The sequence below is a fragment of the Thiohalocapsa sp. genome (genome assembly GCF_022340605.1).
In the GTDB taxonomy this organism is placed as follows: domain Bacteria; phylum Pseudomonadota; class Gammaproteobacteria; order Chromatiales; family Chromatiaceae; genus Thiohalocapsa.
In genome coordinates, this window is record NZ_JAJDNQ010000038.1 from 1 (window position 1) to 22060 (window position 22060).

At 68.3% G+C, this 22060-nt stretch carries 20 protein-coding genes; 3 read left to right on the top strand and 17 right to left on the bottom strand.

What is annotated here, in order from left to right; genetic code table 11:
* Nucleotides 1–412 precede the first annotated feature (412 nt).
* The 9 genes from ccmI to ccmA all read right to left on the bottom strand — a co-directional run bounded on the left by ccmI (nt 413) and on the right by ccmA (nt 8389).
* Nucleotides 413–1801 (bottom strand): c-type cytochrome biogenesis protein CcmI, encoded by a 1389-nt coding sequence (ccmI, locus tag LJE69_RS04670; RefSeq protein WP_296921990.1) that lies wholly within the window; start codon nt 1799–1801, stop codon nt 413–415.
* A gap of 25 nt (nt 1802–1826) precedes the next feature.
* The gene (locus LJE69_RS04675) at nt 1827–2348 is read right to left on the bottom strand and encodes a cytochrome c-type biogenesis protein (RefSeq protein WP_296921992.1); all 522 of its coding nucleotides are present in this window, start codon (nt 2346–2348) and stop codon (nt 1827–1829) included.
* Between the two features lie 296 nt (nt 2349–2644).
* Entirely contained in the window at nt 2645–3190 is a 546-nt protein-coding gene (locus LJE69_RS04680; protein ID WP_296921994.1) for a DsbE family thiol:disulfide interchange protein, read from the bottom strand.
* Between the two features lie 10 nt (nt 3191–3200).
* Entirely contained in the window at nt 3201–5213 is a 2013-nt protein-coding gene (locus LJE69_RS04685; RefSeq protein WP_296921996.1) for a heme lyase CcmF/NrfE family subunit, read from the bottom strand.
* Nucleotides 5213–5698, bottom strand: a complete 486-nt coding sequence (ccmE, locus tag LJE69_RS04690; protein WP_296921998.1) for a cytochrome c maturation protein CcmE — start codon at nt 5696–5698, stop codon at nt 5213–5215. The genes LJE69_RS04685 and ccmE overlap by 1 nt, the downstream gene beginning before the upstream one ends.
* On the bottom strand, nt 5695–5922 hold the full coding sequence (ccmD, locus tag LJE69_RS04695; protein WP_367114627.1) for a heme exporter protein CcmD: 228 nt from the start codon (nt 5920–5922) through the stop codon (nt 5695–5697). The genes ccmE and ccmD overlap by 4 nt, the downstream gene beginning before the upstream one ends.
* Nucleotides 5922–6722, bottom strand: a complete 801-nt coding sequence (gene ccsA, locus LJE69_RS04700; RefSeq protein ID WP_296922000.1) for a cytochrome c biogenesis protein CcsA — start codon at nt 6720–6722, stop codon at nt 5922–5924. The genes ccmD and ccsA overlap by 1 nt, the downstream gene beginning before the upstream one ends.
* A 316-nt stretch (nt 6723–7038) precedes the next feature.
* Nucleotides 7039–7710, bottom strand: coding sequence for a heme exporter protein CcmB (gene ccmB, locus LJE69_RS04705; RefSeq protein WP_296922002.1), 672 nt, complete (start codon nt 7708–7710; stop codon nt 7039–7041).
* Between the two features lie 49 nt (nt 7711–7759).
* A complete protein-coding gene (gene ccmA, locus LJE69_RS04710; RefSeq protein ID WP_296922004.1) occupies nt 7760–8389 on the bottom strand; it encodes a cytochrome c biogenesis heme-transporting ATPase CcmA in 630 nt (209 codons plus the stop codon).
* Between the two features lie 525 nt (nt 8390–8914).
* Between ccmA and LJE69_RS04715 the strand changes: the two genes are divergently transcribed.
* Entirely contained in the window at nt 8915–9529 is a 615-nt protein-coding gene (locus LJE69_RS04715) for a DUF2726 domain-containing protein (protein WP_296922006.1), read from the top strand.
* Nucleotides 9530–9802: 273 nt separating this feature from the next.
* Here the strand turns inward: LJE69_RS04715 and LJE69_RS04720 are convergent, their stop codons facing one another.
* The 3 genes from LJE69_RS04720 to LJE69_RS04730 all read right to left on the bottom strand — a co-directional run bounded on the left by LJE69_RS04720 (nt 9803) and on the right by LJE69_RS04730 (nt 12260).
* On the bottom strand, nt 9803–10138 hold the full coding sequence (locus LJE69_RS04720; protein ID WP_296922008.1) for a non-heme iron oxygenase ferredoxin subunit: 336 nt from the start codon (nt 10136–10138) through the stop codon (nt 9803–9805).
* Nucleotides 10139–10148: 10 nt separating this feature from the next.
* On the bottom strand, nt 10149–11249 hold the full coding sequence (locus LJE69_RS04725; protein WP_296922009.1) for an anthranilate phosphoribosyltransferase: 1101 nt from the start codon (nt 11247–11249) through the stop codon (nt 10149–10151).
* Between the two features lie 114 nt (nt 11250–11363).
* The gene (locus tag LJE69_RS04730; protein WP_296922011.1) at nt 11364–12260 is read right to left on the bottom strand and encodes a carbon-nitrogen hydrolase; all 897 of its coding nucleotides are present in this window, start codon (nt 12258–12260) and stop codon (nt 11364–11366) included.
* A gap of 488 nt (nt 12261–12748) precedes the next feature.
* Between LJE69_RS04730 and LJE69_RS04735 the strand changes: the two genes are divergently transcribed.
* Entirely contained in the window at nt 12749–17521 is a 4773-nt protein-coding gene (locus LJE69_RS04735) for a PilC/PilY family type IV pilus protein (protein WP_296922013.1), read from the top strand.
* 262 nt (nt 17522–17783) lie between these two features.
* Here the strand turns inward: LJE69_RS04735 and LJE69_RS04740 are convergent, their stop codons facing one another.
* From LJE69_RS04740 to LJE69_RS04760, 5 genes are read right to left on the bottom strand one after another with little or no spacing between them, the layout of a single operon-like run.
* Nucleotides 17784–18257 (bottom strand): type IV pilin protein, encoded by a 474-nt coding sequence (locus LJE69_RS04740; protein WP_296922015.1) that lies wholly within the window; start codon nt 18255–18257, stop codon nt 17784–17786.
* Between the two features lie 26 nt (nt 18258–18283).
* Nucleotides 18284–18817 carry a PilX N-terminal domain-containing pilus assembly protein gene (locus LJE69_RS04745; RefSeq protein WP_296922017.1) on the bottom strand — a complete coding sequence of 178 codons (534 nt, stop codon included), beginning with the start codon at nt 18815–18817 and terminating at the stop codon, nt 18284–18286.
* 14 nt (nt 18818–18831) lie between these two features.
* On the bottom strand, nt 18832–19980 hold the full coding sequence (locus tag LJE69_RS04750; protein ID WP_296922018.1) for a PilW family protein: 1149 nt from the start codon (nt 19978–19980) through the stop codon (nt 18832–18834).
* 28 nt (nt 19981–20008) lie between these two features.
* Nucleotides 20009–20620, bottom strand: a complete 612-nt coding sequence (locus LJE69_RS04755) for a prepilin-type N-terminal cleavage/methylation domain-containing protein (protein WP_296922019.1) — start codon at nt 20618–20620, stop codon at nt 20009–20011.
* Nucleotides 20617–21153: a GspH/FimT family pseudopilin gene (locus tag LJE69_RS04760; protein ID WP_296922020.1), complete on the bottom strand. Its 537-nt coding sequence runs from the start codon at nt 21151–21153 to the stop codon at nt 20617–20619. The genes LJE69_RS04755 and LJE69_RS04760 overlap by 4 nt, the downstream gene beginning before the upstream one ends.
* A gap of 320 nt (nt 21154–21473) precedes the next feature.
* Between LJE69_RS04760 and LJE69_RS04765 the strand changes: the two genes are divergently transcribed.
* The gene (locus LJE69_RS04765; RefSeq protein ID WP_296922022.1) at nt 21474–22049 is read left to right on the top strand and encodes a GspH/FimT family pseudopilin; all 576 of its coding nucleotides are present in this window, start codon (nt 21474–21476) and stop codon (nt 22047–22049) included.
* Nucleotides 22050–22060 lie beyond the last annotated feature (11 nt).

Below are 22060 nucleotides of genomic sequence, written 5' to 3' on the forward strand. Positions count from 1 at the left end.
CTCGACACGTAACGGTGGGCGTTGTGCTCTTGGCTGCGGGTTGGCGGGTACTCGAACCTTGGCATCCTACACCACCGCCGGTCGCGGCACCGGGAGTGCCGCTCCCACGGGACCGCGAGGGCGCTGTGGGAGCGCCACTGCTGTTTGTGGCGCGACGGGCGCGGTGTTGCCCGCGGTTTGGCGGGTGCTCGGGCCTTCGCGGGCTACCTCGCCGCCGGTCGCGGCACCGCGAGTGCCGCTCCCACGGGACCGCGAGGGCGCTGTGGGAGCGCCACTGCCTTTTGTGGCGCGACGGGCGCGCTGTTGCCCGCGGTTTGGCGGGTGCTCGGGCCTTCGCGGGCTACCTCGCCGCCGGTCGCGGCACCGCGAGTGCCGCTCCCACAGAGAGAGGGACCGCGCCTGGCGCTTGGCCTCACTGACGCACGTGATCAATCGTGACGCTGATGCTGCCGGTGTCCGTGCTGGAGATCGGGCCGGTGTCGCCCTCCAGGTCACCCGACTGTGGCATGGCTTGGCCGCTGGGCGACACGCGGGCGCCCACCACCACCTGCGGGAAGGCGGAGAGGCGCATTTGCGGCATCATGGCCATGCTGTCGTCGAGCCGCACCGTCGTGGGCAGATCCGACACCTTCAGGCGTTGCACCGCGAGCGGCATGGGCGGCCCCGACGCGGCGCGGGCGAAGACGAACACCGTGGTGTCCGGCGGCATGCGGCCGGCGAGGTCGGGCGCCATGGACACGGTGACGTCGAGTGCCGCGGCGGTGGCCGCTTGGGGTGCGCGTTGAGCGCCGGGTGCTGGCGTCTCGGCGCCTGTGGCTGGCTGCGCGGGGGACGATCGCGGCGGGGACGCCGCTCCCACGGCTGGCTGCTCGGGCGGGGTGGGGTTGCCGCCGGCGGCGAGCCGCTGGTCCGGCGGTATGCCGGCCCGCTCTTGCGCCTGCACGATGAGGGACCTGAGCTCCGTGGCGTCATCGCTCGCCGGGTCCACTTGCGCCAGCACTTGCTTCCACGTCTTGGCGGCGGCCTGGAACTGCCCGCGCTGGAAGTCCACCATGCCGGAGAGCCAGCGCGCGGTGGCGTCGTCCGGCTGCGCTTTCAGGACCTCGGCGATGAGCTCCGCTGGCTTGCCTTGCAGGTTCCGGTCGTTGTTGGCGGCGATGCTCTCGGCGTAGGCGAGCGTGACCTGCACGTCGTTCGGCAGCAGCTCGTGGGCGCGGGCGAGGGCGCGCTCGGCGTCCTGCGTGCGGCCGGTCGCGAAGTAGGTGCGGCCCAGCATGGTCCAGCCCTGGCCGTCGTCCGGCGTCTGTTGCAGGCGCTCTTCCAGCCGCTGCACCAACATATCCAGCGATTGCGTGCCGGCGGCGCCGGCGTGCTGCGCGGCCTGGGAGGTCACGGGCGCCTGCTCCAGTTGCGGGATGATCGTAAGGTTGCCGAGCATCAGGTACAGCACCACGGCGGTGGCGGGCACCGCGAACAGCAGCGCTACGCCGGTGAGCCGGGCGCCGGTGAGCTTGGTGTCGGCGGCGGGCTTGGTATCTGCGGTGCCGAAATCGGCGATGTCGCGGAGCAGCTCGCGCTCCAGGTCATGGCGGGCGGACTCGTATTGCGCGCGATCCAGCTTGCCGGCGGCGAGGTCGGCGTCCAGCTCCGCGAGCTGCTGCTTGAACAGCTCCAGGTTGATGCGCGCCTGATCGACGTCGGTGTCATCGGCGTCCTTGTGGCGGTTGCCGAGCAGCGGCGCGGCGACGAAGAGCGCCGCCAGGAGCAGCAGCCCGGCGGCGAGGATCCAGAAGATGGTCATGGTGAAGCTTTCGGTGCCGGATCGGTCAGGTGGGCTGTTTCGGCTCCCCGCCCGGAAGGGAGCCCGTCGCGGAAGGGCCGGCGGCGTCGGCGCCGAGCAGGGCTTGCAGGCGCTCGCGGTCGGCGTCGGAGATGGCGTCGTCAGCGCCCGGCTTGCGGTTCAGGATCGCCCGCAGCATGAAGAAGCCGGCGATGAGGATGATGACGAAGGGCCCGAACCATAGCACGTAGGTGGATGGCCGCAGCGGCGGGTCATAGAGCACGAAGTCGCCGTAGCGGGCGACGAGGTAGTCGATGATCTCGCTCTGGGATTTACCGGCGCGCATCATGCGGTAGACCTCGTTGCGCAGGTCCTGCGCCAGTTCCGCCTGCGAGGCGGCGAGCGACTCGTTCTGGCACACCAGGCAGCGCAGCTTGCCGATGAGCGTGCGGAACTGCTGCTCTTGCGCCGGGCTGTCGAACTGGAACTCCTCCAGCGTGAAGGCGCTCGCGGCGGTGCCGAACAGCAGTACCGCGGCGATTAACAGGGTCTTGATCAGTGGTGACATGGGTTTGAAGAAGTGCGGGGTACGGAGTACGGGGTGCAGAGTACGGGCTAGCGGGTGCAGCGTCACGTCCCTGTTGGGCTTCGCTATCGCTCAGCCCAACCTACGCGCCACGCGAGCCGTAGTCGGGCCGACGCCAGGAGGCCCGACGCGGCCGTCGCCCGACGGGCTTCGCTATCGCTCAGCCCGACCTACGGTGTTCACGCGCCTGCGCTCGACACGGCTCGCCGCGGCTAAATTCTCGCGTCTTCTCTTCGCGGCTTTGCGGCTTCGCGTGACCCATCTTCCGCGGCTTCGCGCTATCCCTCCGCGTTCAGCTTTTCCAACAGCGGTTGCAGCTTCTCCTCCCACGCCTTGCGGTCGATGGGGCCGATCTGCTTGTAGCGGATGATGCCCTGGCGGTCGACGACGAAGGTCTCTGGTGCGCCATAGACGCCCCAGTCGATGCCAACCTTGTTGTCCGGGTCGTAGCCGACCATGGTGTAGGGATCGCCGCTGATGGCCAGCACCTGCTTCGCATCCGCGGCGTCGTCCTTCCAGTTGAGGCCGATGAGCTGGAAGCCCGGCATCTCGGACAGCGCCATCAGCGACTGGTGCTCGGCGCGGCAGGCGCTGCACCACGACGCCCAGACGTTCACCAGCGACACCTTGCCCCTGAGGTCCGCGTCGGTAAAGGCGCGGTTCGGGTCCTCCAGGGTGGGCAGGCTAAACGTCGGCACCGGCTTGCCGATGAGCGGGGAGGGGACCTCGCGTGGGTCCTGGCCGAGCCCCCACACCAGAAGCCCGGCCAGCGCGGCGAAGACGACGAGCGGGATCAGATAACGCACGGACTTGGACATCGCCATGCTCGGAACCTCAGGCGGTCGCCGCCGAGGTGCCCCCGGCGGAACTCGTGGCGGGCCTGCGCGCCGGCGCGCGGGCCATGCGATAGCGCGGATCGGAGACGGTGACCACGCCGCCGAGGGCCATCAGGATGGCGCCGAGCCAGATCCAGCGCACGAAGGGCTTGTAGTAGAGCCTGACCGCCCAGTCGCCCTTGTCGCCCACGGCCTCGCCCATGGAGACGTAGACGTCGCGGAACAGGCCGGGGTCGATGGCGGCCTCGGTCATGGGCATGCCGCCGCCCAGGTAGGCGCGCTTCTCCGGGAAGAGGTTGGCGATCTGGCGGTCACCGCGATAGACCTTGAAGTGGCCGCGCTGCGCCATGTAGTTCGGCCCCGGAACGGCCTCGGCGCCGAGGAACTCGAAGCGGTAGCCGGCCAGCTCGTAGGAGGCGTTCGGTGACAGGCGCACGTCTTCCTCATGCTGGAAGTTGGACACCATGGTGACGCCCACCACGAACACCGCCACGCCCAGGTGGGCGATGACCATGCCGTAGAAGCTGCGCCCGCCGCCGCGCAGGTCCGCGAGCAGGGCCGGACCCATCCGGGCCAGACCGCCCTTGTTCTTGAGCCGCTCGAGGACGACCGCGACATGCGCGAGCACCAGCCACGCCGCCAGCGCCAGGCCCACCGGCACCCACAGGTGGCCGCTGCTGAAGGCCGGCAGGTAGGAGACGACCAGCACCAGGATGCTCAGGGCCAGCGCCCACCACAGGGTGCGCAGCAGGCGCATGGGCTCGTCGTGCTTCCAGCGGACCGCCGGCCCCACGCCCAGCAGGATCGCCATGAACGGTGCCAACGCCAGGAACATCTTGTTGAACCACGGGAAGCCGACGGAGATCTTGCCCCAGTCGAAGGCCTCGTAGATGAGCGGCGCGAGGGTGCCGAACAGCACCAGCACGGTGAAGGCCACGAAGAGCAGATTGTTCGCCAGGAGCGAGGTCTCCCGCGAGAGCAGATCGAAGCGGCCGCCCTCCGACACCTCCGGCGCCCGCCAGGCGTAGAGCGCCAGCGAGCCGCCGACGACGACGCACAAGAACAGCAGGATGAACATGCCGCGCGCCGGGTCGGTGGCGAAGGCGTGCACCGAGGTCAGCACGCCGGAGCGCACCAGGAAGGTGCCCAGCAGGCTCAGCGAGAAGGCGCAGATGGCGAGCAGCACGGTCCAGCTCTTGAAGGCGCCGCGCTTCTCGGTGACGGCCAAGGAGTGGATCAGCGCGGTGCCCACGAGCCAGGGCATCAAGGAGGCGTTCTCGACCGGGTCCCAGAACCACCAGCCGCCCCAGCCGAGCTCATAGTAAGACCACCAGGAGCCGAGCATGATGCCGATGGTGAGGAAGATCCACGCCACCGTGGTCCAGGGCCGCGACCAGCGCGCCCACGCGGCGTCCAGCCGGCCGCCGATGAGCGCGGCGAGGGCGAAGGCGAAGGCCACCGAGAAGCCCACGTAGCCCATGTACAGCATGGGCGGATGGATGGCGAGCCCCGGGTCTTGCAGCAGCGGGTTGAGGTCACGCCCCTCCTGCGGCACCGGGAACAGGCGCTCGAAGGGGTTGGACGTGAGCAGCATGAAGAGCAGGAAGCCGACGGTGATCATGCCCTGCACCGAGATGACCCGGGACATCACCGTGAGCGGCAGGTTCCGGCTCAACGCCGCCACCGCCGCACCCCAGCAGGCCATGAACAGCACCCAGAGCAGGAGCGAGCCTTCGTGCCCGCCCCAGACGGCCGAGAACTTGTAGATGGTCGGCAGCAGGGAGTTGGAGTTCTCGGCGACGTAGAGCACCGAGAAGTCGCTGGTAAGGAACGCCTGCGTCAGCGCCGCGAAGGCGATGGCGATCATGGTGAGCTGCCCGTAGGCCAGCGGCCGGGCCATGGCCATCCAGGGGCGGTTGCCGGAGAGCGATCCGGCGAGCGGGAACACCGCCTGGACCAGGGCAATCAGCAGCGCCAGGATCAGCGCCAGGTGTCCGAGCTCGGGGACCATTACTGCGCCACCGTCTGCGCGGCAGGTGCGAGGGACTTGCCGGTGGACTCGACGAGGTTTTCGGCTTGGGCGGTCTTCAGCGTGTCGGCTACTTCTGGCGGCATGTAGGATTCGTCGTGCTTGGCGAGGACCTCGTCGGCGTAGAAGACGCCGTCGCCGCCGATGCGGCCCTTGGCCACCACGCCCTGGCCCTCGCCGAAGAGGTCCGGCAGGATGCCCGTGTAGCTCACCGGCACGGTGCCGGCGTTATCGGTGACGTTGAAGCGCACCGTGAGGCCGTCCTCCTGGCGCTTCAGGGAGTGATCCACCACCAGCCCGCCGACGCGGAAGACGGCATCCTTCGGAGACTCACCCGCGAGCACCTGACTCGGGCTGAAGAAGTACGCGATGTTGCTCTTCAGCGCGCTCAGCGCCATGGACGCCGCCGCGCCGACGCCGAGGATGGCGACGCCGACGAGAATCATGCGCTTGTGTCTCGCTTTCATCGTTGGAACTCCGTTGGCTGGGGCGATGGCCGGGGAGATGGCTGGGAAGATGGCTCGTTCTGGGCACGCAGTCGGGCCAATCGACCGACGCGGCGCAAAATGGTTCGGCGGCTGCGGCGCAGGCTGACGACCTCCGCGACGAGGAGCACGAAGGTCATGCCGAAGGCGCTCCAGACATAGAACGCGTAGCCGCCCTGGTGCAGGAAGTCCAGCAGGGACTGCATCAGGCGCTTACCTCTCGATCGGATTCTCCGGGTTTTGGCTGTACGGCACCGCCGTCATCGGCCACCAGCTCGCGCACCCAGGCGCTGTCCTGCTCGCGCATGAGAATGATCCCGCGCAGCCGCACGAAAGACGTGGCGAAGGAGTAAAGCCAGAAGCCGAGCGTCATGGTGAGCATGGCGATGAGAATGTTGCTTTCGATCTTGCCGAGCGAGGAGCGCTGGTGCAGCGCGGCGCAGTTGTTCGGGTCCGGGCAGTTGATGGACCAGAAGATGATGGGCAGCATGACCAGCCCGACGATGGCCAGCAGCGCCGCGGCACGGTCCGCGCGGCGGCTGTCGTCGATGGCCGAGTGCAGCGCCATGAAGCCGATGTACAGGAAGAACAGGATCAGCTCCGAGGTGAGCCGCGGGTCCCAGTCCCAGTAGGTGCCCCAGCTCGGCCGGCCCCAGAAGGCGCCGGTCCAGAGTGCGATGAAGGTGAACACGGCCCCGGTGGGCGCCACCGCGTTGGCCAGCATGAAGCTCAGGCGCGTGTTGAACACCAGCCCCACCGCGGACCAGCCCGCCAGCACCAGGTACAGCCACATGGACATCCAGGCCGCCGGCACGTGGATGAAGATGATGCGGTAGTACTCCTTCTGCGGGTTCGTGCCGCCGAGGCGCTCCGGCGTCTCGAGGAAGCCCCAGTAGAGCGCAAACAGCATCAGCACCACGGCCGCGATGCCGAACAGGGGCACGAGTCGGCCCGCCACGGGATAGAAGGTGGCGGGGGAGGCGTATTTGAACCAGTTGATCTTCATGGTGTGCAGCGACCGCGCAGTTTATCACCCTTCGGCGTTGGGAAATTCCGGACCAGGAGTAGGGAAAGGCGTCGTGGCAGCAGCAAGTTGGAGCAGCAAGTGGGAGCGGCACTCTCGGTGCCGCGACCGGCGGTGCGCCAACATGCGGAAGCACGCAGTACTCACCCAGCCCCGGCCACCAGCGCGCCCTCATCGCGCCACCAACAGCAGTGCCGCTCCCACAGTCCCCGTGGGAGCGGCACTCTCGGTGCCGCGACCGGCGCTGAGCCAGCCCGAGAAATTTTGCCCTGGCGCGGCATTGCGGGTTGGACAAGCGCTATTCCATCGAGATCCGCAGCGCCGCGGCGGAGGCCGGCGGCGCCAGCACCAGCGCGGCCAGCAGGAAGGCTCCGAGCAGCGCGAAGTAGGGCTGAGTATCGGCGATTTGGATCGCGCTTACCGTTACCGCGCCGGCGCCATACACCAGCACCGGGATGTAGAGCGGCAGGATCAGCAGCGACAGCAGGATGCCGCCGCCGCGCAGCCCCAACGTCAGCGCGGCGCCGATGGCCCCGAGCAGGCTCAGCACCGGCGTGCCCACCGCGAGCGAGGCCATCATCACCCACACCGCGGTGCCGTCCAGCGCGTACTGCATGGCCATCAGCGGCGCGATGAACACCAGCGGCAGACCGGTGAGCACCCAGTGCGCGACCACCTTGGCCAGCACCAGCAGCGACAAGGGCTGGCCCGCCAGCAGCATCTGCTCCAGGGTGCCGTCGTCGTAGTCCGCGGCGAACAACCGCTCCAGCGCCAGCATGGACGCCAGCAGCGCCGCGACCCAAACCACGCCGGGTCCCAGCTCCCGCAACAGCTCCCGCTCGCTGCCGACCCCGAGCGGGAACAGGCTGACGACGATGATGAAGAAGAACAGCGTCGTCAGCACGTCGGTGCGCCGACGCATGGCGAGCGTGATGTCGCGCTTCAGGATGCACCAGAAGACTTTCAGCATGGCGTTGAGCAGAACTGCGAAGTACGGCGTACCAGGTGCGGGGTGCTGATCACGACGACGGTACGCTCCCGAGCGTCAGCCGCTGAATCTCCCCGCGCGTGAGCTGCACTTCCTGATGCGTCGTCAGCACCACGGCGCCATCGCCTGCGACATGCTCGGCAATGAGGCGCTCCAGCAGGGCCACCGCGTCTGTGTCCAGGGCCGTGAAGGGCTCGTCGAGGATCCACAGTGGCGCCTTGCTCAGGATCAGGCGTGCCAGTGCGACGCGCTTCTTCTGGCCCTGGGAGAGCATGCGGGTGGGCAGGTCCTCGAAGCCGGCGAGGCCGATGCGTGCGAGCGCCGCGAGGATGTCGGCGTCGGCGCAGGGATCCTGGTCGAGGGTCGCCGCGACGCGCAGGTTCTCCAGCCCCGTGAGGTCCGCCTTGATGCCGTTCAGGTGGCCAAAGTAGAGCAGCTCGCGGTTGAAATCGTCCGCGAGCTCGGTGATGGGCTCGCCGCGCCAGCGGATGTGCCCATGATCCGGCCGCAGCAGGCCGCAGAGGGCACGCAGCAGCGTCGTCTTGCCGCTGCCGTTGCGGCCGCGCACGTGCAGCAGCGTGCCGGCGGGCAGCGTGAAGCTGAGCCCGGTGAACAGCGTGCGGTCGCCGCGGCGGCAGGACAGGTGGTCGACCTCGAGCATCAGGTGGTGCAAAAGGGGCGGATATGTTTAGGTTGCGATTCGTTTGGGTTCGGCAGTGCGGTCGCAGCGCGCGTGGTCCGTATGTCAGGCTGGGCGATGTCGGTCGGGCTGAGGCCACCAAGCCCGACATGCCGTGTCCCGCGAGCCATTGCCCGTCGGGCCTCCTCGCGTCGGCCCGACCTACAGCGTCCGGCCTTGCGACGGAAGGCGAGGACGGTAGGTCGGGCTGAGGTCACGAAGCCCGACACCCGGGTGCCCGATAACCTGCTTGGCGCCGGGCCGCTGATCGCCGGGCCTCCCGGCGCCGGCTCGACTTACGCCGTCCGGCCTTGCGACGGGAGGCGAGACGATACAGGCTGCCGGCGGCAGTCACAACCGCGCGGCCTCGCCGCCAGTGGAAGATGTTCGCGTTCAACGACGCCCGTGGCGCAACGATATCCGTCACTTGGTTAAAATGACCAGTTTGAGACGTCACGCAGGAGCGCCCGGCGGGGCGCTCCATAGCCGTACCTAGGGAGTTTCGACTTGGCGCCGTTTTACATCATGGTCTTCGCGGCCGGACTGGTGGCCGCCAACCTGTTGTTCCAATTGGTACGTCTGCCGGTCAGGCCACAGCGCGTACTGGCCTACCAGCGGCGCGAGAGCCTGCTGGATTTCCAGGAGCGGCTCTGCCTCGGCACGGTGGAAGAGGCCGTGGGGCGGGACTTCCGGGTGTTTCCCCGGGTCGCAGCCCGCGCCGTGCTGGCGGGCGATGTCGATCTCCGCCGGCGCAAGCGCCGCGCCGCCGAGCGGGCACTGGCCGGGCGGATGTTCGATCTCCTGGTGTGCTCCGCGGCGGATGCGCACCCCCTCTGCGCGGTTCTCGCGAACCCTGCCCAGCCGACCCGCCTGCGGCGCCGGGAGCTCAAGTTCCTGCGCGAGGCTTGCGCGGACGCGGGGCTGCCGCTGGTGGAGCTGGAGCTGAAGGACGGCTACGAGCTGTCCGCCATCCGCCGCGAGCTGCTGGGCGCCATCGAAAGTGCCGAGGTGCGGGTCAGTACGGCGCCGGACCAGGTGGCCGAGGACGAAGAGACCCTGCTGGCGGAGCTGGCCGCGGCCATGCAGGAGCCGGACGGCCGGGCACCGCGGCGCCGGCGCTGAGTGCGCGGCCTGCCGGCCTTGTGGGAGCGGCACGCTCGGTATCGCTGTGGGAGCGGCACGCTCGGTGCCGCGACGGGCGGCAAGGCAGCACACCACGCCCCGAGTCACAGCTAGGCGGCAGGCAACCTCGCAGCCGTCGTCGCGCCACAAAAGGCAGTGGCGCTCCCACGGCGCCGGATGGAGCGCGAGCTGTGTAAGGCCGGGCTTAAGCGACAGCGAAACCCGACACGGCGGTTGTGTCGGGCCTCCCGGCGGCCCGACCCACCATTCTCATCAGGCCGCGCGGGCGGGGTCCAGCAGCAGCCGCCCGTCGCGCACCTCGAGCCGGAAGGTAGCGATGGGCTCCTCGGCCGGCGGCTCCTGCGGCTGCCCGGTCTCCAGGCTGAACCAGCTCCCGTGCAGTGAGCACTTGATGTAGCCGCCGTCCAGGCAGCCGTAAGACAGTGGATAGTCCTCATGGGTGCAGTTGTCTTCCACCGCGTAGTAGCGGTCCTCGACCCGGGCGATGATGTAGCCGCGGCCGTCCACCTTGGCCGTGACGAACTTGCCGGGTGCGATGTCCGCCGCGGCACCGATGTCCACGAGTTGTTCCGGTGGCTGGGCTGCCATGCTCACCCCCTCAGCGCAGCCGGCGCATCGCGGCGCCGCTGTCAAGCACGCCGCGGATGCGGTCGGCCCCCGCTTGCAGGCTCTGCTCACGGCCCAGGTGCCACAGCACCAGCGCGCCCGAGAACACCAGGCTGTCGTAGGTGGGGCCGTGCTGGCCCTCCAGCGCCGCCATGCCGGCCTGGGCCGCCGCCTTGGCGGTGGCCGGCACGTCCACGGCGACGGCGATGTCGTCACCGGGCCGGGTGGTGGTGGGCAGGTCGTCCGGCAGCGGCACCGAGCGCACGTTCTGCTCGATGCCCAATGCCGTGGGGTCGATGTCGAAGGACTGCTCCTCGCCCATGTGCTGGTAGTTGAAGCACGCGCCGGTCTGGCGCAGCGACGGCACCACGCCGCCCTCCACGCCGCGCACCAGGAGCGCGGACTCGAAGCCGGCATGGCGCGCCAGCAACGCGTAGATGCGCGGGTAGGGCTTGTGCACATAGCCCGTCACCAGGTGCGTCTTCTTGCGCCCGTGGATGGGCCGTGCCATCACCTCGACGGTGGTCAGCACCTGGCGCTTGACGACGGTGCCCCGCAGCGGCACCAGATCGTGCAGTTTCGGAGCGAAGGCGCGCTGGTCCAGGTAGCTCCAGCCGCAGGCCGGGTCGGCGATGCGCGCCGCCGCCTCCGCGGGGGACAGGTCCACCGGCAGCCCGGCGGCGTCGAGCACGTGGCGGTGGGTGACGCCGAACTTGGGGCCGACGCTGTCCACGCCGTGACTCACGGTCGGCACGGCGCATTCGGCGAGCACCGGCGCCAGAAACGGCGAGGCGGGCAGGCAGCGGTTGTAGCCGTCGTAGGGGTCGGCGATGTCCACCACCTCGTCAACGTCGGCGACGGCGTGGGCCGTCGCGTCGCGCACCGCGTCCAGCACGCCGCGCATCTCGTCGTCGGATTCGCGCTTCATGCGCAGCGCGATCAAGAAGATGCCGGCCTGGACCGGGTCCACCTCGGCGTCGAAGATGGCCTGCATGCCGATGCGGGCCTCCTCCTGCGAGATGTCCTTGGAGAGCTCAGGGCCGGTGGCGATGCGCTGGATGATGGAGCGCATGGTGCTTTGCGTTTCGTTCATCGCTGGTGACTGCTGGTTGTGGGTGAGCGGTTGGGGACGGGTTGATTTGCCCCGGTGCAGTTCGGGGTTATCGGGCCGACCTTCAAGGATACGCCGCGGCCACCGGCGTTCGCATCAGTCCCGCCAGCGCTTGACGAGGTCGCCGTAGGCATCGATGCGGCGGTCGCGGAAGAACGGCCAGATGCGACGCACGGCCTCGGCGCGGGCGAGGTCGATGTCCACGATCAGGTCCTCGGCCTCGGTCGCCGAGGCGCTGGCGAGCAGCTCCCCCTGCGGACCGCAGGCGAAGGAGCTGCCCCAGAAGCGGATGCCGCCGTCCGCACCCGCCGGGTCCGGCGCGGGCTCGAGGCCGACGCGATTGCAGGCGAGCAGCGGCAGGCCGTTGGCGATGGCGTGCCCGCGCTGCACCGTGCGCCAGGCGTCGAGCTGGCGGCGCTGCTCGTCCTCGGGGTCGGCCGGGTCCCAGCCGATGGCGGTGGGGTAGAGCAGCAGCTCGGCGCCGGCCAGGGCCATGAGCCGGGCGGCTTCCGGGAACCACTGGTCCCAGCACACCAGCACGCCGAGCCGCCCGAGGCTGGTGTCCACCGGCGTGAAGCCAAGGTCGCCGGGCGTGAAGTAGAACTTCTCGTAGTAGCCCGGATCATCCGGAATGTGCATCTTGCGGTAGACGCCGGCCAGGCTGCCGTCGCGCTCCAGCACCACCGCGGTGTTGTGGTACAGGCCGGCGGCGCGGCGCTCGAACAAAGAGGCGACGATGACCAGCCCGAGCTCGCGCGCCGCCGCCGCCAGCGCCTCGGTGCTGGGGCCGGGGATGGGCTCGGCGGCATCGAAGGCGGCGGGGTCTTCACGCTGGCAGAAATAGTTGCCGTTGTGCAGCTCCTGCAGCAGCAGGAGCTGGCAGCCGGCCGCTGCCGCGCGCCGCGCCGCCGCGATGCAGGCGGCGAGGTCGTCGGCGGGGTTGCCCTGTGCCGCGCGTTGGATGAGGGCGACCTTGATCGTGCGCATCGTCATGTCTCGTTGCTGGGGGCGCGGCGCCGCGCCCGGGATACGGAACGGGCCCGCCGCCCACCGCCGGGAACGGGCGCGAGCGCTTGGACACTCGTCGGCGAAATGGCTACGCGCGTCCTGGCGGCGCGCCGATCCATCGCTCATTCGCGCCTGCCGAGAGCCTCCATTTCTCTGAATTAGCTTAGTTTTTTGGCTCCGTTGTCGGCGGCGGCGCGGCGGTTGCGTGCTCACCGCGCATGCGTATGTCCCTGGGTTGAGCTTAAGGGTTTCCGAGATCGCTATCGCAAAAGTTCACGCGGCCGGCCGCTAGGCTCGGAACTGACGCCGGCGACCGGCCCTCGTCGCGACTGCCCCGCGTTCGGCGCACCGGGCTCGAACCGGGCCTGGACGTGGCCGGGCCCTGAGCGGAGCCGTAAACCGGGACCTGAGCCGGAACCTGAATCGGGCCGCAACCGGCGTCCACCAACACTTGGAGGCCGGAGCCGTTTGCGATGAACGATACACCCTGGAGACGCAAGCCCGCTGACTGGATCGAGTCCCTCGGGCCGTTGGTGTTGGTGTTGCTGATGGGCCTGCTGCCGGGCACCGCCCGGGCAACCGTTGCCCAGGAGCCGCTCACCGTCGCACGCGCCGTGCGTCCCATCGTCATGCTGGCGCTCTCGAACGATCACCAGCTCTACAAGCGCGGCTACGACGACCTCACCGACCTCGACGACGACGGCGTCATCGAGACCGGCTACGACAACGACTACGACTACTACGGCTACTTCGGCGCCGAGCTCTGCTATCGCTACAACGCCGGTGGCGGCTACTTCGAGCCCGTCGCGGAGGCTACCGAGCACGCCTGCACCGCCGACTACTGGAGCGGCAACTTCCTTAACTGGGCCAGTATGACGCGCATGGACCTGCTGCGCCGGGTGCTCTACGGCGGCAAGCGCTCCACCGACACCGGCGCCGCCACGATTCTGGAGCGGGCGCTGATCCCAGCCGACCTGCACGCCTTTGCCAAGGTCTTCAAGCCCGCGGGCGGTGCCGCGGAGATGGCGCGGTACACGCCCTTCGCCACCACCGCGATCACGCTGTGCAACGTGACCGATGCGGTCAGCGGCGAGAGCCAGGGCCTGGACACGAGCCTCAATCCACCCGTGATCCGGGTCGCTGCCGGCGCCTGGCAGCTCTGGTCCACCGGCGAGGCGTCGGAGGTCTACGTGCCCTGCACCTGGGACGACGACAGCAGTGTCCACGTCGCGCCGCATGAGGGCAGCGGCGAGGGGCTCGGCACCTTCGTTGCCCGTGTCGCCGTCTGCGTGGATGGGCTGGAGGAGCCCCATTGCAAGCGCTACCCGGCCGCCGGCAGCGTGAAGAAGCCCACCGGCATCCTGCAGGAGTTCGGCGATACCAAGGAGCTGCGCTTCGGCATGCTGAGCGGCAGCTACGGCAACAACGCATCGGGCGGCGTGCTGCGGCGCAACAGCGCCTACACGGCCGACAACGATACGGGCTTCACGAGCTACGACGAGGTGGATATAGACGACGGCACCTTCACCGGCAACCCCGGCATCGTCAAGACTATCGACAGCTTCCGCATTAACGCCTACGACTTCGCCACGAACAGCTACAACGATAGCTGCGACTTGCCGGAGACCGCGGACCTGTCCGATGGCACCTGCACCAACTGGGGCAATCCCATTGCGGAGATGGTGCTGGAGACCCTGCGCTACCTCGCCGGCAAGGCGTCCCCGACCGACACCTACGACGCCGACGACAGCGCCGTCAACGGCGCCTTCTCGCCCGTCACCTGGGAGGACCCAATCCCCGAGAACGAATGGTGCGCCAAGTCGAATGTGCTGGTGGTCACCGGCGGCGTGAACTCCTTCGACCGCGACGAGCTGGCCGACGACATCACCGGTCTGGACATCAACGCCGAGACCGATGCGGTGGGCGCCGCCGAGGCCGTGGCCGGCGACTGGGTGCTCGGCGGCAATGCCACCGAGTCGGACGGCAATTGCTATATCCGCCACATCGACACACTGTCGCAGGCGTTCGGCGTCTGCCCCACCGGCGGCAAGCTCAAGGGCGGCTGGGACGTGGCCGGCATGTCGTACTTCGCCCACGTCAACGACGTTCGCAGCGACCGCGCCAAGGATCAGTTCGTCGCCACCCGCGCCATCGACATGGGCGATGGCATTCCGAAGCTGACCGGCATCCGCAACGGGAGCCTGACGATCGGCCGCGGCGCGACCATCACGCCCATTTGCCTCACCAATGCCAATCCCGAGGCAGAGGTGCCGAAGGTCCGCGATCTCATCGACGAGAACGATAACTTGATCGCGCGCGATACGGACCCCCACGGCTGGGGGCAGTGCGGCCTCTGGGGGGTGCTGCCCTACAATCTGGTCTACGATGACGAGGGCTTCCTGATGGAAGGCGACCTCTATGCCTTCTGGGAGGACACGGCGCTCGGCAGCGACTCGGAGCTGGACGCCATCTCGCGCATTCATTTCTGTGTCGGGGAATACTACTGCACGGCCTGCACCGACCAAGGCCACTGCAGCGAGGAGCAAATGTGGGCCGCTCGCTACGAGCTCGGCTGGGAGAATGCCGAAGGCGGCGGCAACTATGTGCTGCCCATGAGCGTCCAGGCGGATAGAGATGAGATCCGCGTGACGGCCTCCACCGTGCAGGTCTACAGCGACCGGGCCATCAGCATGGGGTTTCTGATCGACGGCCTGTTCCACGACGAGCAATACGCCTCCGACGCGGACCATTGCGACAACGGCATCGGCCATGGCGACGGAATCTACCTGGAGGAGGCCATTCCGGGGACCGATCTGAGCGCAGACCCTGATGCATGCGATAAGAAAAACCCTAAAGCATGCAAAAAAACCGAGGTCACCGGCTCCTTCACCATTTACACGCCGGATCTGCACATCTACGCCAGCGTCAACCCGGAGCGCGAGAACCGTTTCTGCGGCCGCCGCTTCAAGCCCGGCGACGGCGGCGTCGGCGAGCAGGCGCCGATGCTGAAGCCACCGCTGTGGTTCGCCACCAAGTACGGCGGCTTCGTGGACAGCAACGACAACGGCCTGCCGGACCTCCAGGCCGAGTGGGACTCCGACGGCGACGGCAATCCGGACGGGTATCACCTGCTGTATCAGCCGCAGGATATCGCCGAATCCTTCGAGTCCGTATTCGATTTGATCGCCGGCGTCTCGTCATCGTCGTCCGTGGTGGCCAATACCCTGATGCTGAAGACCGGCACCTACATCTACCAGGGCCGCTTCGACAGCACCGACTGGTCCGGCGACCTGGTGGCCTTCCCCGTGAACCTGGATGGCTCGCTGGGCAGCATCGCATGGCAGGCGCGCGACGTGCTGGACCGCCAGTTGGCCGGCAGTGGCTGGAACAGCAGCCGGGTCGTGCTCACCTCCGCGAGCCGCCTCGGCGGCGGGGTGCGGTTCCGTTGGGACGACCTTTCGTACGCCGAAAAGGCGGCACTGAACCGCAACCCCATGAGCGATCGCGACGACGGCCACGGCAGGGCGCGGCTCGATTTTCTGCGCGGCGACATCAGCAACGAGCTCCAGCACGGCGGCGGCTTCCGCGACCGCAGCCATCTGCTCGGCGACATCGTGAACTCCGACCCCTTGTACGTCGGACAACCGCCGTTCAACTACCCGGATTCCCTGGAGCGATACGCCAACTACAGCGAGTTCGCCGCCGCCAAGCGCGATCCCATCATCTACGTCGGCGGCAACGACGGATTTCTGCACGGCTTCGACATCACCAGCGGCGAGGAGCGCCTGGCCTACGTGCCCCGCGGGGTCTATGAGCGCCTGTCCTGGCTGACCAGCCTGGACTACAAGCGCAATCATCGCTTCTTCGTAGACGGCGGCATCATCGTCGGAGACGTGGTGCTCGACTGGTGGGGCTACACCGGCGACGGCTGGCACTCGGTGCTGGTGGGCACGCTGGGGGCAGGGGGCAAGGGCGTCTACGCCCTGGATATTTCCGACCCGGACGACTTCGAGCAGACGCTCACCGCGGCGGACAAGCTCGTGCTGTGGGACTACACGGCCGCGGACTACGGCTTCGGGGACTTAGGCTACACCTTCAGCGCGCCGTCGGTGATCCGGCTGCGCAACTATTTCGGTACGGTCGACGACCCCTGGAACATCGGCACCTGGGCGGTCGCCATCGGCAACGGCTACGCGAGTGCCCGCGGCAGCGCGAACCTGTTCCTGGTTGGCATTGGCTCCGGTAGCTTGCTTGCAAACATCGAGGTGGACGCCGGACCGGACAATGGGCTGTCCAGCGTGGCGCCGGTGGACATCGATGGTGACTACAACGTCGACTTCATCTACGCCGGCGACCTGCAAGGCAACCTCTGGCGCTTTGAGCCTACCAGCGCCGGGACCGCCTGGAAGGTCAGCTTTTCCGGCGAGCCCCTGTTCAGGGCCACCGACGAAGCCGGTCATCCGCAGCCCATCACCATCCGCCCGGCGGTATTCATGCATCCGGACGGCGGCGTGCTGGTGGTGGTGGCCACGGGCAAGTTCTTTGAAATCGAGGATGCCACACCGGATCCGTCGCGGGTCAACAGCATCTACGCCGTCTGGGACAGACTCGACGGCACCGCCGGGCTGCGCCGGGAACACCTCCAGCCGCAGGCGTTCTACGCCGGCGGCGCGGCGCACGGCTACGACCTGCGTGTCTCGACGAGCAATACGTTCAAGTGGTACACGGGCGAGGATCTACCGGACGGCACCGAAGATCCACCAGAGTACATGGGCTGGTACCTGGATCTGCTCGACCCACGCGGCGACGACGGTCCGACCCCCAGGGGCGAGTTGGTGGCGGCGGAGCTCAAGGTGCGGGGCGAGCGGGTCATCGTCACCAGCATGATTCCGTCCGAGGAGCCCTGCGATTTCGGTGGCGAGGGCTGGCTCACCGAGCTCAACTATCTGAACGGCGCGCCGCCGGCGGGCGTGCTGTTCGACCTCAACGACGACGGCGTATTCGACGACCTGGACACCCTGACCGTCGTGGTCGACGACCCCGATCTGGAAACGCCCCACACGCGTCAGGTGGGCGCGAACGCCAAGGCATCGCTGATCGGCATCATCCAGCAACCGGCGATCATCGGCGCCGGCACCAGAGAGTACAAATTCGCCAGCGGCGGCATGCCCGCGGACGTGGAAGTGACCCGTGAGAACCCCGGCGCCGCCGCGGGCGGACGCACCTCCTGGCTCGAGCTGGAGTAGGCCCGGGCGTTGCGCGAGCGCCGATCCCCGTGGGAGCGGCGTCCCCGCCGCGATGACCGCGCCGGCACGCACGAAGATCGCGCCGGGGACGGCGCTCCTACGGCAGCGCGGCCCCTCCCGTGGGAGCGGCGTCCCCGCCGCGATGGGCGTGCTGGCGCGCCCGAAGATCGCGCCGAGGACGGCGCTCCCACGGCAGCGCGGCCCCTCCCGTGGGAGCGGCGTCCCCGCCGCGATGGGCGTTGCTTACGCGCTCGCCATAGCGTCATCCCCGCGTCCAATTGTCCTCTCCCGCGTCGTCGTGGTCGCCATCGTTGTTCTCGTCCCAGAATCGGCGCTGGGCGTTGTCGATGTAGAGCGCACCGTCGCCGGCCTGGGAGCCTGTGGGCGTTGCGACCAGTGTGAAGCTGTCCGCGGACAGCGATCCCTCCTCCAGCGCGACGCCGTAATACTCGAAGGTGTCGCGAAAGTCCGGTGCCGCCGCGTCGGTGGTGGTGGTGCAATCGGCGTCGGGACCGGCGTTGTAGCAGCCGGTCTCCGCGTGCCGGCGCTCGAAGAACTGCGCCAGGCTGAGCAGCTCCGACTGCATCTCGGCGCGGCGCGTCTGCACGATCTGCGCACGATACGAGGGATAGCCCACGGTGGCGAGGATGGCCACGATGGCGATGGTGACGAGCAGCTCGGTCAGGGTGAAGCCTGCGCCGCCGATCACCGGTTGCTTGCGGGCATTGCTGGACATACGCCTTCTCCCAGGGTCGATGGGGCTTACGCCTCCGGTGGCGAAAAGGTGCTCTGAATCACCACGCGGCTGGTGCCGGAGCGGCCGGTACAGGTGACGATGATTCGGTAGAGGAATTCCTCGCGGCCGTAGTAGACCTCGCCGATGACCAGATAGCCGTGATTGACGGGGGAGCCGGGCAACTGGTCGATGACATAGCGCGGCGGCGACAGGATGCCCGGTATGTCGCCGGAATATTCATAGGAATTGGTGCTGTCCCAGGCGGCATAGTCGTCCGGCGGCACGGAGAGCTCGTCATAGAAGCCGATGTCCCCCTCCATGGCCTCGCTCGGGTTCGGCACCATGAGTCGCGCCTCGGCCTCGCGCAGGGCCGCTTCCGCCGCCTGAAACGCGATGACGCGATCGAGCTCGTTGCTGGTGATGCGCGCATCGGTGCGCGTCTCGGTGGTGGTCACCAGAGATACCAGCGTCATCAAGAACAGCAGCAGCAGGCCGATGATGAGCGCGGAGCCGGACTGATCGGCCCGCCGCGGACATGGCGTGCGTGGATGCCTGTGCATCTCGGCACTCCGCTTCAGTAGGCGAGCAGGCCGCCGCCGGCGGAGTTGCGCAACGCCGTGGTGGTGACGAAGTCGACCCGTCTGCAGTCCGCATTGGTGAGCTGGAGCTGGATGCGCATGCTGATGACCTTGTGCCACAGGCCCTGGGCGCGGATCTCGTGTGCGCTCAGGTAGGCGTCCACGTCGGCGTCGCCGCTGGCCGGTTGGCCCGCCTCGATGTCCGCGTCGATGCCGTAGGTCACCTCCAGGTCCGTGACATCGGGCAGGACCGGGACGGCGCCGGCCACGTCGGTGCCGGCGACATAGAGCGTCGGGCAGTGCGCGATGGCGGCGCAGTCGATGGCGGTCGGGGTGCATTCGTCGGCGGGTCGATTGGCGACGAAGAATGTGCGCACGGTGAGCGGTGTGAGCACGCCACCGACGAAGTTGTCCACGGGGTTCGCTTCCTTCAGTGCCCGGTCGGGGTCTGCGCAGGTGTACTCGCCCGCGAGCTTGTCGGTGCAGTTGCCGGGGTCGGCGTTGGTCGCATCCGGATCGTAGGAAATGGAGTGATTGCCGCTGTCGTTGTAGGCGTACATCACCTGAAATACCCCGGCCTGGTGACAGGCCGCGTCGTTGACGACAAGCACGTCGCCTGCGACGAAGGGATGCGTCGTATCGAACAGGAACCGATCGTTGCCGAGGTCGAGATCGCCGGGTGAAATGCGCATGCTGCGGCGCAGGTCTGCATAGCGCACGGCGAAGACGTCACGCCCGGCGAGTGGTGGCGGCAGCGCGTCGAACACGTCGGGGAGGGTGTCTGCGGCGATCAGCGAGTCACCGCCATCGAAGCCTTCGATACCCTGCAGCCTGGTCCAGAAGGTCTCCTCGCTCAGGGCGTCGGCCATCATCGATTTGGCCCCGCCACAGGCGAAATAGCCCGCGAGGCGGATGTCGCGCGCAAAGAACTCCATGGCGAAGCGACCGTTCTCGTTCAGCGTCGCCGAGTTTTCGATGACCCGGTTGACGACACGACCGCTGACATAGATCTGCCCGAGTGCCCCGACCACGAGGAGCCCGAGAAACATCGCGATGAGGATCTCCACCAGGGTGAAGCCCGCGGTGCGCCACGATCTCGGCGTAGCGGCGCCGCGGGGATTGGTGGCGGGAGCGCGCATGTGCATCGGGCGCCGGCTCGGTTGGCGCATTCGCTCAGGGATTGCCGCCGCACGGGTCCGTCGTCAGGCAGACCTCTTCCATCGGTGCCGGAATCGCGCCCCCGAGGCAGGAGGTCTTCGCTTCCGTGGCGTCGGTGGCGGTCTCGGTTGCCCGGGTGTCGTCCCATTGGACGATGACCTGCACCAGTTGCGTGCCGCGGGGCTGCACGGTGGCGAACCAACTCGGCAGGTCCGCCGCGTCGATGGTGCTCCACCAGGCGCGCAGGTTGTCGTCCACCATGCTGCTGGGGTCGGCCGGGATGTCGGCCGGCGCCGAGATGCTGCAAACCCGGCGGTCGTTGGGATTGCGGCTGCCGGCGTGACACAGGGTCTCCCCCTCGTAGGCGTCGAGGGAGGCGCAGGCTGAGCGCAGGTAGTCGGTCATCTGGTAGGCGAGGTTGGTCGCCTGGGTGCGGTGATAGGCGTTCTGGCTGAGTCTGATGCCGGTGAGCTGAACGGTCAGCAGACCGGTCATGCACAGCAGCAGAATCGACGCGGCGAGCAGGACCTCGATCAGGGTGAAGCCGGGGGCGCCTGCCGGGCCGGAGCGGCAGCGGGCCGGAGCCCGCGCCACGCCGGGGCCGGCGCGCCGCGTTGCGCCATTCATGAAGACGGCTCCGTGTCCGTGACGTAGAGGCGGCCGAGGTAGGTCAGGGCGATGTCGCGTGTCTCGAACGCGTCGGCGTAGCTGAAGGCCCCGGCGGTCGGACGCGAGAAGCCGAAGGTGCCGAAGGTAATGCCGCCGTCGATATCTTGGTCCGCGGTGAGGGTGAAACGCACGTGCTCGAAGCGGACCACCCTGATGACCTGGGCCGCGGATTCGACGACCAGGTTCTGGTCCGGGTCCTGGAACACCAGCCAGCCACCGCTCCAGTCGTCGGCGGCGCTGCAGCGCGCGCCGTCGGTGCTCGCACAGATGCTGACCGGCGTGCCGCGCAGGGCGGCCTCGCTGCGCGCCAGTCGCACGGCGGAAACCAGTTCGATCAGGGCCGCCGAGCGGTCGGAGCGCAGTTTCAGCGCCTGAAAGCCCGGGATGCCCAGCGTCAGCGAGATTGCCAGGATACAAATCACGATCAGCAGCTCGACGATGTTGATGCCCTTCTGCGAGCTGCGTTTCTGCGAATGTGCCGGCCTGAACATGACGCTGACCCGAAAGGTTGCTGCTCCGGCCCTGCGTCGGTGACCTAATTCCTTGATTTTCCAATACAGAGCCGACGGTACATGACTTGCTTCGTCGACCTGTGGAAAGACTAGGGGATGCCCCATCAAACCGCTGTGACAGCGGTCCCATCTGGATTGCCCCCGGCCCGCCGCCTATCACGCGGAAGCCACCGGATGTCGCGCTCAGACCGGTCCGGCCGGGGCGCCCGTGGTTCTGTGATTGCTATCACTGCGGCCCGTGCGGGCCGCCGTTACAGTCCTTAATAACGATAAGCAAGAGCCCACAGAGCCCCCTCGCCATGCTCAGTTCCGCGCGCGAGCGCCGGCTCGGAAGCCGCGCCGCACAGCACACGCCAACCCGCGTCTGTGCCGGTGTCACCCTGGTCGAGCTGATGATCACCATCGGCATCCTGGTGATCCTCACGACCATGGGTATTCCCAGTTTCTCGGCGCTCATCCACAACAACCGGGTGGCCATCGTCGCCAACGATCTCACCCTGGCGCTCACGCTGGGGCGCGCCGAGGGCATCCGGCGCGGTGCGCGGATGCGCGTGTGCGCCAGCGCCGACGGTGTCGACTGCGACATCACGAGCGCCCACGACTGCAACGCCGACTGGAGCGGGGGCTGGATCGTGTTGCCGGAGGACGGTGGTGCGGTGGTACGGGCGCGCGAGTCGGTTGGCGGCCATATCGGCCCGGTGGAGCAGAGCGGTGCGCCCTGGGTCACCTTCGACGCGCTCGGTGCCGCGACGCTGCCGGACTGTGTCTCGGCGGCAGGTGCGGCATTCGCGATCGGCGACCCGGCGGCGCCGCGGCTGCGCGACCGTGTCGTGGAACTGCTGCCCTCCGGTCGCGTCGCACTGCGAACGCCCTGAGCGGCCGCGTC